10 protein-coding genes and 2 tRNA genes are annotated in these 14,200 nt (G+C 68.6%); 3 read left to right on the forward strand and 9 right to left on the reverse strand.

Annotation, left to right across the window (positions count from 1 at the left end):
• Window positions 1-43: 43 nt before the first annotated feature.
• A tRNA-Ala gene (locus tag ACH4RC_RS17670) sits at window positions 44-116 on the reverse strand.
• A gap of 183 nt (window positions 117-299) precedes the next feature.
• Here ACH4RC_RS17670 and ACH4RC_RS17675 point away from each other — a divergent pair.
• Together ACH4RC_RS17675 and ACH4RC_RS17680 are read left to right on the forward strand one after the other, a co-directional pair.
• On the forward strand, window positions 300-848 hold the full coding sequence (locus tag ACH4RC_RS17675) for a helix-turn-helix domain-containing protein (RefSeq protein ID WP_398201363.1): 549 nt from the start codon (window positions 300-302) through the stop codon (window positions 846-848).
• Between the two features lie 697 nt (window positions 849-1,545).
• The gene (locus tag ACH4RC_RS17680; protein WP_398201366.1) at window positions 1,546-3,417 is read left to right on the forward strand and encodes a protein kinase; all 1,872 of its coding nucleotides are present in this window, start codon (window positions 1,546-1,548) and stop codon (window positions 3,415-3,417) included.
• Window positions 3,418-3,570: 153 nt separating this feature from the next.
• Here ACH4RC_RS17680 and ACH4RC_RS17685 read toward each other — a convergent pair whose 3' ends face one another.
• Window positions 3,571-5,076, reverse strand: coding sequence for a hypothetical protein (locus ACH4RC_RS17685; RefSeq protein ID WP_398201368.1), 1,506 nt, complete (start codon window positions 5,074-5,076; stop codon window positions 3,571-3,573).
• A 245-nt stretch (window positions 5,077-5,321) separates the two neighbouring features.
• Window positions 5,322-5,450 carry a DLW-39 family protein gene (locus ACH4RC_RS17690; protein ID WP_003999697.1) on the reverse strand — a complete coding sequence of 43 codons (129 nt, stop codon included), beginning with the start codon at window positions 5,448-5,450 and terminating at the stop codon, window positions 5,322-5,324.
• Between the two features lie 324 nt (window positions 5,451-5,774).
• Between ACH4RC_RS17690 and ACH4RC_RS17695 the strand changes: the two genes are divergently transcribed.
• Window positions 5,775-6,101: a DUF6344 domain-containing protein gene (locus ACH4RC_RS17695; RefSeq protein ID WP_398201371.1), complete on the forward strand. Its 327-nt coding sequence runs from the start codon at window positions 5,775-5,777 to the stop codon at window positions 6,099-6,101.
• Between the two features lie 469 nt (window positions 6,102-6,570).
• On the opposite strand, the gene ACH4RC_RS17700 is transcribed toward ACH4RC_RS17695, so the two are convergent.
• The 6 genes from ACH4RC_RS17700 to recF all read right to left on the reverse strand — a co-directional run bounded on the left by ACH4RC_RS17700 (window position 6,571) and on the right by recF (window position 14,167).
• Window positions 6,571-6,644, reverse strand: a tRNA-Ile gene (locus ACH4RC_RS17700).
• A 155-nt stretch (window positions 6,645-6,799) separates the two neighbouring features.
• Window positions 6,800-7,468: a DUF3566 domain-containing protein gene (locus tag ACH4RC_RS17705; protein WP_398201374.1), complete on the reverse strand. Its 669-nt coding sequence runs from the start codon at window positions 7,466-7,468 to the stop codon at window positions 6,800-6,802.
• Window positions 7,469-7,486: 18 nt separating this feature from the next.
• The gene (gyrA, locus tag ACH4RC_RS17710) at window positions 7,487-10,096 is read right to left on the reverse strand and encodes a DNA gyrase subunit A (protein WP_398201377.1); all 2,610 of its coding nucleotides are present in this window, start codon (window positions 10,094-10,096) and stop codon (window positions 7,487-7,489) included.
• A 42-nt stretch (window positions 10,097-10,138) separates the two neighbouring features.
• Entirely contained in the window at window positions 10,139-12,211 is a 2,073-nt protein-coding gene (gene gyrB / locus ACH4RC_RS17715; protein WP_398201380.1) for a DNA topoisomerase (ATP-hydrolyzing) subunit B, read from the reverse strand.
• Between the two features lie 274 nt (window positions 12,212-12,485).
• Window positions 12,486-13,046, reverse strand: coding sequence for a DUF721 domain-containing protein (locus tag ACH4RC_RS17720; RefSeq protein WP_398201383.1), 561 nt, complete (start codon window positions 13,044-13,046; stop codon window positions 12,486-12,488).
• Window positions 13,043-14,167 carry a DNA replication/repair protein RecF gene (gene recF, locus ACH4RC_RS17725; protein WP_398201386.1) on the reverse strand — a complete coding sequence of 375 codons (1,125 nt, stop codon included), beginning with the start codon at window positions 14,165-14,167 and terminating at the stop codon, window positions 13,043-13,045. Before recF ends, ACH4RC_RS17720 begins: the two co-directional genes overlap by 4 nt.
• Window positions 14,168-14,200 lie beyond the last annotated feature (33 nt).

Genomic DNA, 14,200 nt, shown 5'->3' on the forward strand with positions numbered 1-14,200 from the left:
GGCAGCCAGAGGGGCTTCGGCGTGGAATCTTCTCCAGCTTCTGTGGAGCCTAGGGGAGTCGAACCCCTGACATCTGCCATGCAAAGACAGCGCTCTACCAACTGAGCTAAGGCCCCGCAAAACGGTGCGTCCCACCCAAGAACCACGCCTCGGGCGAGCACCGCAGACCAGAGTACCGGGTCACCCCCCGGATCTAGCAAAAGGATTGGGGGTCCCGGCGGACGACCACTCTCCGTAAGATGCCCCACGTGCTTCGCGGCAGCGAAGCGCCGTATTGGGGAAAGCGATGGGGAGACGCAATGGACGCCGCACAGCAGGAAGCTACCGCAAGAGCCCGGGAGCTCCAGCGGAGCTGGTACGGAGAGCCGCTGGGGGCGCTCTTCCGTCGGCTGATCGAGGACCTCGGTCTCAACCAGGCCCGCCTGGCCGGCGTCCTCGGCCTGTCCGCACCCATGCTGTCGCAGCTGATGAGCGGTCAGCGCGCGAAGATCGGCAACCCCGCGGTCGTGCAGCGCGTCCAGCTCCTTCAGGATCTCGCGAGCCAGGTGGCCGACGGGAGTGTCAGCGCGGCCGAGGCCACCGAGCGCATGGACGAGGTCCGCAAGTCGCAGGGCGGCTCCGTCCTCACCAACACCGGTCAGACCGCGTCCGGTTCGGGAGCGCCGACCGTCAAGCGCGTGGTGCGAGAGATCCAGTCGCTGCTGCGCTCCGTCTCGGCGGCGGGCGACATCATCGAGGCGGCGGACTCCCTCGCCTCCACCCATCCCGAACTGGCCGAGTTCCTCCGGGTCTACGGCGCGGGCCGCACCTCCGACGCGGTCGCCCACTACCAGGCCCACCAGAACTGACCCCCGCCCGGCCACAGCACCGGCCGGTGGCCACCGATCGGCTCGGCGGCCACCGCCGTTGTCGGCGTCTGTGACAGTGGCTCGGCCGTGACAGTGGCTCGGCCGTGGCTGTGGCTGTGGCTGAAGCTGTGGACGGTGACGTAGCCGTAGCGGCAGAGCAGGAGGCATGGCGGTGGCGGCTGGGACTACGGTGACAGTGCCGGTGGCGGTTCCGGTGGCCGTGCCGGTGGCGGTGGCTCTGGCTCTGGCTCTGGCTCTGGCTCTGGCGATGACAGTGATAGGTGCAAGGCGGGTCTGACGGTCCGGATCGGCGTTCGCCGTAGCCGGTGGGCTGCTCTGGAGCCGAGGAACTGCTCCGCAGGGCCGAAGGGCGGGGCCTCGCGGGGTCGTCGAGCTGCTCTGTGGTGGGGGGGCGGCACGATGGGTGGGGTCCGCGCGTTTCGTGGGGGCCCCGATGTCCACAGCGGCCGCGGCGGACATGATGGCCGTAGAAACCCTGCGAGCCGGGGAAGCCGCAGATGCGGTGGACGCGGCAGGAGTCGTGGGAGCGGCAAGAGCCGTCGAAACGGCGGGAGCCGTGGACGCGGCAAGAGCAGTCGAAGCGGCGGGAGCAGTCGAAACGGCAGGAGCTGTGGGAGCCCTGGAAGCCGTGGGTGTCTTCCACGCCGCAAGCCCGGGAGGGGAGCGACGCACGACCATGGGTGAGGTCTTCGCCGGCCGGTACGAACTGGCCGACCCGATCGGTCGCGGGGGAGTGGGCGCGGTGTGGCGGGCCTGGGACCACCGGCGCCGCCGCTACGTCGCGGCCAAGGTTCTCCAGCAGAGCGATGCCCATACGCTGCTGCGCTTCGTGCGTGAACAGGCGCTGCGCATCGATCATCCCCACGTGCTGGCCCCGGCGAGCTGGGCCGCGGACGACGACAAGGTCCTCTTCACCATGGACCTGGTCGCCGGCGGCTCCCTCGTCCACCTGGTCGCCGACTACGGACCACTGGCACCCCATTTCGTCTGCATCCTCCTCGACCAACTCCTCTCGGGTCTCTCCGCGGTGCATGCCGAAGGGGTGGTGCACCGCGACATCAAACCGGCCAACATCCTCCTGGAGCACACCGGTACGGGCCTGCCGCATCTGCGCGTCTCCGACTTCGGCATCGCCATGCGCAAGGGCGAGCCCCGCCTCACCGAGACCAACTACGTGGTGGGAACGCCCGGTTATTTCGCGCCCGAACAAGCGATGGGCGCCGAACCGGACTTCCCCGCAGACCTCTTCGCGGCCGGCCTCGTGGCGCTCTACCTCCTGGAGGGCGCCAAACCCGACGCCAGAGCCTTGATCGAGCACTTCGCCGACCACGGCACGCCCGGCGCTCCTGCGGGCATCCCCGGCCCACTGTGGAGCGTCCTGGCCGGTCTCCTGCAGCCGGATCCCGACGCCCGCTTCCGTACCGCCACGGGGGCGCGCAAGGCGCTTCTCGACGCCGCGGAGCTCCTGCCGGAGCCGGGCCCCGACGACGAGCTGATCGAGGTCTTCGACCAACTCGGCCCCTTGCCATTCGGCTTCGGCCCGAACGGCCCCGCAGCCCGAGGCCGCAGAGCCCGCCCCCTCGGCGCCACATCGCCTACCCCGGTGATGCCTGCGCCGGGGTGGGAACGGGGGCAGGGGCTTGAGCGCGGGCTTGAGCACGGGATTGAGGGTGCTGGCGGGGCTGAGCGGGAGCGGTCCGGGTCCGATTCCGGGTCCAGGTCCGGGTCGCAATCCGAGTTCGGATGGCAGTCGGAGCCCACACCGCAACCGGAACCTGGGCCGACGCCCGAGCACGGACCGAGCTCTCAGTATCAAACGGGACCGGAATCGTGGTCCGGGTCCGGGTCCGGGTCCAAGCCCAGGCCCAGGCCCGAGGCCGGGTCGATCTCGGCCCCCACCGCGGACCCCGCCACGCCACCGCGCCCTGAGCCGACGTCGGATCCATCCCTCCCCTCGATGTCGGAGACGGGGAGCTTCCACCTCCCGCCCCCGGCCCCCACCGGCCCCTCCCTCGGCGACAGGCTTCCGCCCCCACCGTCGGTCCCCCCGATGCCGGCGGGCCAACCAACCACCGAGGCCCCGCTGCCCGACCCGCCCCGGCACCGGCCATCCGTCACCCAGCCGGCTCCGGAACCCACGCCGACCCCACCCCCGACACAGACGCCCACTCCACAGCCCTACCCCCGACACATCTCCTCGCAGGACAGCCGCACCCCGCAGGCCATCCCCGCCCCAAGCCCGTCCGCTGACCCCGCACCGCACGCCTCCACCCACGCTCCGCATACCGACTCCCCCTCCACACACCCGGCCCACCCGGTGACCACCGTGGTCACGCACGACGAAGGCCGTCACTCTCTGTACACCGCTCATGCCCAAGAGGTTCCAGACGGTGACGCAGAGATGTCCCACCGCGGCCGCGAAGCGTCACGCCGCAGGCAGCAACCCGCCGAGCACCGACCAGGACCGCCCCCGAGAATCGCGATCCCGGTCCTGTTCATCGCCTTGATCTGCTTCACCATCGGCATCTGGGCCCTGACGCAGGCGTAAGTCAGCCTCAAACTCCGCAATCCGCTGCACCCAATTGCCGCTTCACCGCTTCACCGCTTCACCGCTTGGCCGCTGCACCGCTTCACCGCTTGGCCGCTTGGCCGCTGCACCGCTTGGCCCCTTGGCCACGTCACCACCCAAACCCTCCTCAACTCACCCCTTCACCCGCCGCACCGCCACCACCCGCCACACCCCCAGCCACATCACCAACGCGCACCCCACACCAACCCCCGCCACTCCCACAAGCAACATCCCACCGCTTCCCGCCGACGCCGACGCGGACGACGAACCGGCCGACCCGGACGCACCATCCGAACCAGCCGCCCCTGACTCCCCGGAGGCAGACGCCCCCGCGTCGGCGGAACCCCCAGGCCCCGTCCCCCCGGACGGTTCACCACCGCCCTGCCCGTCGCCCCTAGCGCCACCGTCCTCACTCACCTCCGAGTTCTCCCAGACCGCGCCGCCCTCCCCTTTCTCAGCGGCCTCCCGGTCCTCATCCGTCACCTGAAACTCTCCCGGATCGCGCACATAGTCCGGCGGCTGCCGCTCCTCCCCCTCCACGCTGACCCGCAACGTCAGCCCCGAAGCCTTGTCCCCGAACTTCGACGCCATCGCCGGATTCAGCGTGACCTTGAGGTAGTACCAGCCGGCCAGCCGCATTGCCGCCTGGTCGTCGCGCATCAGGTACCGGTTCTCGTAAGCCACCGGCGGTATCGGTTCGAATGTGGCCGACGCCGGATCCCCCGCGTACGACGCCTGCTTCGCCGCGATCGGCGCCCGTGCCGGGTTGTACAACTCCATGTCGAGCGCCCCGGTCACGATCGCCCGACGCGTCCCGTCCCCCGCCGAACTGCCCAACTCCGCATCGACGAAGAGCTGCTGTCCCCAGTCCACAGGCACCCGGTAGTAATGGCTCTGGCCAGGACGGACGCCGTCCTTCCACACGCCGCCCGTCAGGGCCACCGCATCGTTGAACCCGGTCCCGCCCGACCGACGTACAGCCTTCTGCGTCGGCGGCTGCACCGAGGCCGACGGCCAGGTCTGCGGTCCCTGCGTGGGGACGGTGGACACCAGGCCGGGTTCGGTGTCGACCTTCAGTTCGAGCCCCCAGGACTCCTGCGTCGACCCGGCGTCCGTCTTCCGCTCCACCACCACGTAGTACGTCCCCGCCGCCTGACAGCGCAGCGCCCCGGGCCTTACGAGCCGCTCGGCGGTGGCCGCGACGGGCCGCGGGTAGCCACCGGAGCGGAAGGTCGCACTCTCGGAGTCACAACGGTTGCCGTCGCGATCCTGGAGCGCCACGGCGATGCCGTCCGAGTACGTCACCTTCACGTCGGACCCCAGGGGCGGCACAGCGACCACCGACACGTACGCGTTGGCGGCTCTGTCGAGTTCGACGCGGTAGTACGCGGTACCGCTGGTGCCGGTGCCGGTGCCGGTGCCGAGCAAGCTGCGGTACGTCCCGCCCGTCTTCAACCGCGGCGCGTCCGTACTGTTCGACCCGCCAGGAACTTTCTCAGCATCCTTGGCGTAGACGTACGGATCCGCCTCACCCGCCGCCGCGGCCGTGGCGGGCAGCGCGAACGCCCCGGACGACCCCGCGCACAGCACCGCACCGACGGCGACCGCCGTCCTCCCTCGGGCGCGCCATCCCCTCACCGGCCGCCTCATCAGCCTCCCCATGAGGGGCCATCCTGCCGTTCCGGGGCGCGTACTGTCCGCCGTGCGCCGGAATCGCGCCAGCTATTCGCTGCTGTACGAAGTGCCGTCACCTACGTGAAGGACGTCGCGTACGTGGTTACCGTCGCCCCTCTTTGCGCGCAAGGCGAGGCATACGGGTCCGGGCAGCACAAAACCCCGGCCGCTGATGCGACCGGGGCCTGCGAAGAGACTGTTGTCGATACTCACGAACCCGTGGGCACGGAGTCAGTCGCCTCCGTCCACAGATCCTGCTCGGCGCGATCCGCCTGGATCTGGCGGTACACGAGGAGCCCGCCGATGGCGGCCAGTGCGACCAGGAGAAGCTTCTTCACCGCGCGACCTCGTCTTTCCTTGACGTAGGGGACTTCTGGCGCCCGACTATACACACCGGCCGATACCGATCGGTGACCTGGTTGCACCTCAACTCCCGCCCGGAAACGTGCAGTAGAACCGGATGGCTCCGCTCCGCGAATCACCCACACCTCCACACAAAACGCAAAATTTCTCGCATCAGCGGCGTTTTCGGGCCTCTTACGTCCGTCCGTGTGATGTTCATCTGACGATCGACGCGCCACGAGCGTCGGTCCCGCACTTTCGACTCCGCATACACATCATGAGGAAAGTACGCAAATCGCCCAACCCGAAAGTGAGGGATCATGACCAAGAACCGGGTCATGACGCTGTGGACCGTCGTCATCTCTGCCTTCATCGCGCTCTTCTCGGCGCTCGGACTCGTCTCCCCGGCCGCCGCGGCCGCTCCCGTACAGCAGGCTGAGAAAGCCAGCAGTACGGCGGCGACCGTGCCCGCGACCGCCTCGGCCCGCCCCTTCTGGAGCCTCAAGAGGTCCCTGCCACCGACGATGAAGCAGCGCATCCGGGCGGAGGCCCACGGTTCCTCGCCGAGTTGCCGTCACCGCCCGCCGGCCGACAGCGAGCAGTCCGACACAGACGCGGGACTGTCCGCCGAAGCGCTCACGTCGTAGCAGCGGTCGGACCACTGTCCGACGCCCTGGCAACACAGCCACACCAGATCCAAACGAAGCACCACAGCCTTACCTGGCAAGACAGCGCCACAGCGCCACAGCCTTCAGCAGCAAGAGCCCAACGGGCAGCCCAAAAGCCCGCAAGGCCCCCAAGGCCCCCAAGGCCCCAAAAGGCACAGCAGGGCATCAAGACCGCACAACAGGGGCGTACGAGCCCCTACGTGACCACGGCCCGCCACAGGACCGTGACACCACCGGCGGGCGGCATCTCCTACGCCGCCCACGCCAACCATGCAGAACAGCGAAACAACAACAAAGACAAAAACAAAGACGAAGAACGCGGACGCACGAGGCCCCAGCCATCCCCACCGGCTGAGCGGGCCCTTTCGCCATGCCCGGACGCGCATACCGCCGCCCGCCCACCATGCAAAAGAACCCCCAGCCGATATCGACTGAGGGTCCTTCTCTGTGGGGCTAACAGGATTTGAACCTGTGGCCTCATCCTTATCAGGGATGCGCTCTAACCAACTGAGCTATAGCCCCGCCGCGCTTTGCGGTGTGTGTCCCGCGCGCTGACCTCTGAAGATTAGCGCACCTGGGGGCCAGTCCCAAAATCGATAGTCCTGGCCCGCCCACCAGCGGCTCTCATCGACCCGCTGAAGCCTCGCTGAAGCCCCGCTGACGACCCGCGAAAGCGCCTACTCGTCCTCGGCCAGCGTGAGCTCGATACCGCCGACGAAGCCCGCGGAGAGGTTGTAGATGAACGCGCCGAGCGTCGCGAGCGCCGTCGCCAGGACGACGTCGATGACCGCGATGACCGTCGTGAACATCAGCACGCGCGGCAGCGAGAGGAACGACTGGAGATCGAAGCCGTTGGACTCGTTGGAGCCCGTGGCCTCGGAGATCGTGCCGCCGACCGTGGAGAAGACGCCCATGGCGTCCATGACCATCCACAGCACGGCGGCCGCGATGATCGTGCAGATGCCGAGCGCGATGGACAGCAGGAAGCTGACCTTCATCACCGACCACGGGTCCGCCTTGGCGACGCGCAAGCGCGCCTTACGCGTGCGTGGCGTGGTGCGGGCGCCGGTGCGCGGCCTGCGCACCGCTTCGGCCGGCGCGTTCTGGTACGCCTGCGGCGGGTGGTACGGCTGAGCCGCCTGCTGCGGCTGCTGCCTTTCCCCGGGCAGAGCGCCGCCACCGTCCGCGTACTGCTGGGCCTGCGGACCTCGGGTGTCCGTCACAGTTCCCCCCTGGGATCCATGAGACTCGTGCGAGTCTTTCGAGTCATGAGCGGAGCCACGGCCGCCCTCGGTTTCCGTACCGGTCGATGTGCCGGTAGAGCCTGCGCCCGTGGCTCCGCTCACGATGACTCTCTCCTCGCGCTACTCGGCCGAGGACTGCTCGCCCTCGTCCGTTACGACGGCCGTGTCGTCCTGGGCCGTTGCGTCGGTCACGGTGTCGTCCGCGTCAGCGACGTCACCGTCGACCTCCTCGGCCTCACGACCGGCCTCGGCGTTACGAGCGATGCCGACGACGGCATCGCGCTTACCGAGATTGATCAGTTGGACGCCCATGGTGTCACGGCCTGTCTCCCTGACCTCGTTGACGCGCGTACGAATCACACCGCCGGAGAGCGTGATGGCGAGGATCTCGTCCGTCTCCTCGACCACCAGCGCGCCGACGAGCGAACCACGGTCCTCCACGATCTTGGCAGCCTTGATGCCGAGACCGCCACGGCCCTGGACACGGTACTCGTCGACCGCGGTCCGCTTGGCGTAGCCGCCGTCGGTGGCGGTGAAGACGAACGTACCTGGCCGGACGACATTCATCGAGAGCAGTTCGTCGCTCTCGCGGAAACTCATTCCCTTGACGCCCGAAGTGGCACGGCCCATGGGACGCAGTGCTTCGTCCGTCGCGGTGAACCGGATCGACTGCGCCTTCTTGCTGATGAGCAGCAGATCGTCCTCGGCCGAGACCAGCTCGGCGCCGATCAGCTCGTCGTCCGAACCGTCCGCCGTCTCGCGCAGGTTGATCGCGATGACGCCGCCGGAGCGGGGCGAGTCGTAGTCCTTGAGCGACGTCTTCTTCACCAGGCCCGCCTTGGTCGCGAGGACCAGGTACGGCGCCGCGTCGTAGTCGCGGATCGCGAGGATCTCGGCGATCGCCTCGTCGGGCTGGAAGGCGAGCAGGTTCGCCACGTGCTGTCCGCGCGCGTCGCGGCCGGCGTCGGGCAGCTCGTACGCCTTGGCGCGGTAGACGCGGCCCTTGTTGGTGAAGAACAGGAGCCAGTGGTGCGTGGTGGACACGAAGAAGTGGTCGACGATGTCGTCTTCCTTGAGCTTCGTGCCGCGCACGCCCTTGCCGCCACGCTTCTGGGAGCGGTAGTCGACCGTCTTGGTGCGCTTGACGTAGCCACCGCGCGTGATGGTGACGACGATGTCCTCCTCGGCGATGAGGTCCTCGATGGACATGTCACCGTCGAAGGGCACGAGTGCGGAGCGCCGGTCCTCGCCGAACTTGTCGACGATCGCCTGCAGTTCCTCACTGATGATCTGCCGCTGCCGCTCGGGCGAGGCCAGGATCGCGTTGTACTCGTTGATCTTCTGCTGCAGTTCGTCGTGCTCGGCGACGATCTTCTGGCGCTCCAGGGCGGCCAGTCGGCGCAGCTGCATCTCGAGGATCGCGTTGGCCTGGATCTCATCGATCTCCAGAAGGCCCATGAGGCCCTCTCGCGCGATGTCCACGGTGTCGCTGCGCCGGATGAGGGCAATGACCTCGTCGATGGCGTCCAGGGCCTTCAGGAGGCCGCGCAGGATGTGCGCGCGCTCCTCGGCCTTGCGCAGCCGGAACTTGGTGCGCCGGACGATGACCTCGACCTGGTGGGCGACCCAGTGGCGGATGAACGCGTCGAGGGAGAGCGTGCGCGGCACCCCGTCGACCAGCGCCAGCATGTTGGCACCGAAGTTCGTCTGCAGATCGGTGTGCTTGTACAGATTGTTCAGGACCACCTTGGCGACCGCGTCCCGCTTCAGGACGATGACCAGGCGCTGACCGGTGCGGGAGCTCGTCTCGTCGCGGACGTCCGCGATGCCGCCGACCCTCCCGTCCTTGACGAGGTCTGCGATCTTCTGGGCGAGGTTGTCCGGGTTGACCTGGTACGGAAGCTCCGTGACCACCAGGCACTGGCGGTTCTGGATCTCCTCGACCTCGACGACCGCGCGCATCGTGATGGAGCCGCGGCCGGTGCGGTACGCCTCCTCGATGCCCTTGCGGCCCACCACGAGGGCGCCGGTCGGGAAGTCGGGGCCCTTGATGCGCTCGATGAGGGCTTCCAGGAGCTCCTCGTGCGAGGCCTCCGGGTTCTCCAGGCACCACTGGGCGCCGGCCGCCACCTCGCGCAGGTTGTGCGGCGGGATGTTGGTCGCCATGCCGACCGCGATGCCCGCCGAGCCGTTGATCAGCAGGTTCGGGAAGCGGGCCGGCAGAACGGTCGGCTCCTGGGAGCGGCCGTCGTAGTTGTCCGTGAAGTCGACGGTCTCCTCGTCGATGTCGCGGACCATCTCCATGGACAGCGGCGCCATCTTGCACTCGGTGTACCGCATGGCGGCCGCCGGGTCGTTGCCCGGAGAACCGAAGTTGCCGTTGGAGTCCACCAGCGGCATGCGCATCGACCACGGCTGCGCCAGGCGGACCAGGGCGTCGTAGATCGAGGAGTCGCCGTGCGGGTGGTAGTTGCCCATGACGTCGCCGACGACGCGGGCGCACTTGTAGAAGCCCTTCTCGGGCCGGTAGCCGCCGTCGTACATGGCGTACAGGACGCGGCGGTGGACGGGCTTGAGACCGTCCCGTACGTCGGGCAGCGCGCGGGACACGATGACGGACATCGCGTAGTCGAGGTAGGAGCGCTGCATCTCCGTCTCGAGCCCGACGGGCTCGACACGAAGGGCGATCTCGCCCTCTTCAGGGGTGGTCGGGGTGTTCTCGTCGGCCATTGCTGGTGACAATCCTTTCTGTGGCGGTCAGCTGAGACCGACTCAGATGTCGAGGAAGCGGACGTCCTTGGCGTTGCGCTGGATGAACGAGCGGCGTGCCTCGACGTCCTCACCCATGAGGACCGAGAACAGGTCGTCGGCCTGGGCGGCGTCGTCCAGGGTGACCTGGCCGAGCACGCGGTGCTCCTGGTCCATCGTGGTGATGCGCAGCTCCTCGGCGTTCATCTCACCGAGACCCTTGAAGCGCTGGACCGAGTCGTCCCGGATGCGCTTGCCCGCCTGGCGGCCGATCTCGATGAGGGCGTCGCGCTCGCGGTCCGAGTAGGCGTACTCGAAGTCCTCGCGGCCCCACTTGATCTTGTACAGGGGCGGCCGGGAGAGGAACACGTGGCCGGCCTCGACCAGGGGCCGCATGAAGCGGAAGAGGAAGGTCAGCAGCAAGGTGTTGATGTGCTGGCCGTCGACGTCGGCGTCCGCCATCAGGATGATCTTGTGATAGCGGAGCTTCTCGATGTCGAAGTCCTCGTGGACGCCGGTGCCGAACGCGGAGATCAGCGCCTGGATCTCCTGGTTCTGCAGGATCTTGTCGATCCGCGCCTTCTCGACGTTGAGGATCTTGCCCCGGATCGGGAGGATCGCCTGGTACTGCGGGTTGCGGCCGGACTTGGCCGAGCCGCCGGCGGAGTCACCCTCGACGATGAAGATCTCGCACTTGATGGGGTCGTTCGACTGGCAGTCGGAGAGCTTGCCCGGCAGGGACGCGGACTCGAGCAGACCCTTGCGGCGGGTCAGGTCGCGCGCCTTACGGGCCGCCACGCGCGCGGTGGCCGCCTGGATGGACTTGCGGATGATGTCCGACGCCTCGACCGGGTTGCGGTCGAGCCAGTCCGTCAGGTGCTCGTGCACGACCTTCTGGACGAACGTCTTCGCCTCGGTGTTGCCCAGCTTGGTCTTGGTCTGGCCCTCGAACTGCGGTTCGCCCAGCTTGACCGAGAGGATCGCGGTCAGACCCTCGCGGATGTCGTCACCCGTGAGGTTGTCGTCCTTCTCGCGCAGGATCTTCTTGTCGCGCGCGTACCGGTTGATGAGACCGGTCAGCGCGGCGCGGAAACCTTCCTCGTGCGTACCGCCCTCGTGGGTGTGGATGGTGTTCGCGAAGGAGTAGACGCCCTCGCTGTAGCTGGTGTTCCACTGCATCGCGACCTCGACGGAGAGCATCCTCTCCTTGTCCTCGGCCTCGATGTCGATCACGGTGGGGTGGACGACCTCGCCCTTGCGGGAGTTGAGGTACTTCACGAAGTCGACAATGCCGCCTTCGTAGTGGTACGTCACCGAACGCGCTTCGTCCTCGTCCGTGGCGTCGGCGGAGTCTGCGCCCACGACCGCCTTGGCCGAGTCGCGCTCGTCCGTGAGCTTGATGGTCAGGCCCTTGTTGAGGAAGGCCATCTCCTGGAAGCGCCGCGACAGCGTCTCGAAGGAGTACTCGGTGGTCTCGAAGATGTCGCCGTCGGCCCAGAAGGTGACCGAGGTACCGGTCTCCTCGGTGGCCTCGTGCTTGGCGAGCGGCGCGGTCGGCACGCCCGCCTTGTAGTCCTGCGTCCAGCGGTGTCCCTCGGTCCGGATCTCGACCGAGACCTTGGTGGACAGCGCGTTGACGACGGAGACGCCGACGCCGTGCAGACCACCGGAGACGGCGTAGCCGCCACCGCCGAACTTGCCGCCCGCGTGCAGGACGGTCAGCACGACCTCGACGGCCGGCTTGCCCTCCGAAGGGATGATGCCGACGGGGATGCCGCGGCCGTTGTCGATGACGCGGACCCCGCCGTCGGGCAGGATCGTCACGTCGATGGTGTCCGCGTGGCCGGCCAGGGCCTCGTCGACGGAGTTGTCCACAACCTCCTGCACCATGTGGTGCAGGCCACGCTCACCGGTCGAGCCGATGTACATGCCGGGTCGCTTGCGGACCGCGTCCAGCCCTTCGAGGACGGTGATCGCGCTCGCGTCGTAGGAAGCCTCTGTGGCCCCTACGTGCGCGCGCGCGTCTGCGTCGGTGGACGGGATGTTCTCGTTGGGGTTGCCGGAATCGGCCACGAAGCGCCCTTTCTGGCACAGCACAAGCCAAGCTCCCGGTTGGTGGCCGGTGCGGCTGCGGCGTGTTGGTTCGGTAAGCCCTGTCAGCGTTGCTCGGTGCGTCCCACAAGTGGGGCGGGATTAGCTTCCAGTCTACCGGTAGCGCCGACAGTGATGGGGGTTTGGCGGTACCTGAGTCCGCATGTGCCGCCCTCAACCGGTCTCGGCCGACTCCCCATATGCGGAACGGGGCTCCAGGAGGCTCACAGCGGCACTCAGCGCTTCGGGGTGTCAACCCCCAGCTACCGAGCCCTCACGGTCACCCGAAGGTGTCGTCGTGACCGGTGCTTCCAGGGGCGCGCAAGGGGCCGTAGCGGCGCGGGCCACCACCGGGATTCCTGATGTCGATGCGGCGTACGGTGCCGTGCCCGAGGTCCTCGTTCAGCCGTTTGACCAGCTGTACGGCCAGCATGCGCACCTGCGTCGCCCAGGCCGTCGAATCGCACTGCACCACCAGGACGCGCTCGTCCTCGTCGTACTTCTGCGGCACACAGTGCCTGGCCAGCTCCTCGCCGACGATCTGCGGCCAGCGGCCCATGACGCCGCCGACCGCTGCCGGGGTCTCCCAGCCGCGCTCCGTGATCAGCCGGTTGATGGCGGGCCCGAGCCCCATCGGATCCCGTCCGTCCGCGCGGGCGCCCGAGCGCAGTCCGCCGCCTCGCCGGACCTGCTTCTTCTGCTGCGCCGCGGCGCCACGCGCGCGTGCGGCCTCTTTCGCGGCGCGCAGGGCGACGCGGGCGAGGTCCACCCCGGACGGCTCCGGCGCCGGCTTCTGCGGCTTGTCGGCGCCCGCGTCCCCATCGAATGTGCCATCGCTCACAATCGCTCCACCGTCCCCTCGGCGACGGCGTAGCGCGTGCCGGTGAGCACACCCGGTACGTCGTCGTCGACCGCCGCCGTCACCAGGACCTGCTCGCCGGGCGCCACGAGCTCCGCCAGACGCTCTCTGCGGCGCGCGTCCAGCTCCGCGAAGACGTCGTCGAGGACGAGCACCGGCTCGTTCCCCTCGGCCTTCAGAAGGTCGTACGAGGCCAGGCGCAGCGCCAGCGCGTACGACCAGGACTCGCCGTGGCTCGCGTACCCCTTGGCGGGCAGCTGGCCGAGCTTCAGGAGCAGCTCGTCGCGGTGCGGGCCGACCAGGGTGACGCCGCGCTCGATCTCCTGCTTGCGCGCCTCCTCCAGGGCGGCGAGGAGCTGCTCGTAGAGCTCCTCGCGCGCGTGCCCGGCAATCTGGGGCGAGGACGGCTTGTAATCGAGGGCGACCGGGCCGCCGCCGGGTGCCAGCTGCTCGTACGCCTTGTCGGCAAGCGGCTGCAGCGTCGCGATGAGATCGAGCCGCTGGGCGAGGAGTTCCGCGCCCACGCGCGCGAGGTGCTGGTCCCACACGTCGAGCGTGGACAGGTCCATGGACCGGCCGCCGTGGCGCCGGGCGAGCGCCGCGGACTTCAGGAGCGTATTGCGCTGCTTGAGGACGCGGTCGTAGTCGGAGCGCACGCCGGCCATGCGCGGCGAGCGGGCGGTGATCAGCTCGTCGAGGAAGCGACGGCGCTCTCCGGGGTCGCCCTTGACCAGGGCGAGATCCTCGGGGGCGAACAGCACGGTCCGTACGATGCCGAGCACGTCACGCGGCTTGACCTGCGAGGACCTGTTGATGCGGGCGCGGTTGGCCTTGCCGGGATTCAGTTCGAGCTCGATGAGCTGCTGGCGCTCGCCCTGGCGCACCTGGGCCCGGATGACGGCGCGCTCGGCGCCCATCCTGACGAGCGGAGCGTCGGAGGAGACGCGGTGGCTGCCCAGGGTGGCGAGGTAGCCGACGGCCTCGACGAGGTTCGTCTTGCCCTGCCCGTTCGGGCCCACGAACGCGGTGACGCCCGGGTCGAGGGCGACCTCGGCCCGGGGGTACGAGCGGAAGTCGGCCAGCGACAGATGCGTGACGTGCATGGTCGTGGGCCGACCTCCCCCGGTGGTTCGCAT

This window comes from Streptomyces sp. NPDC016845, from assembly GCF_044332585.1.
In the GTDB taxonomy this organism is placed as follows: domain Bacteria; phylum Actinomycetota; class Actinomycetes; order Streptomycetales; family Streptomycetaceae; genus Streptomyces.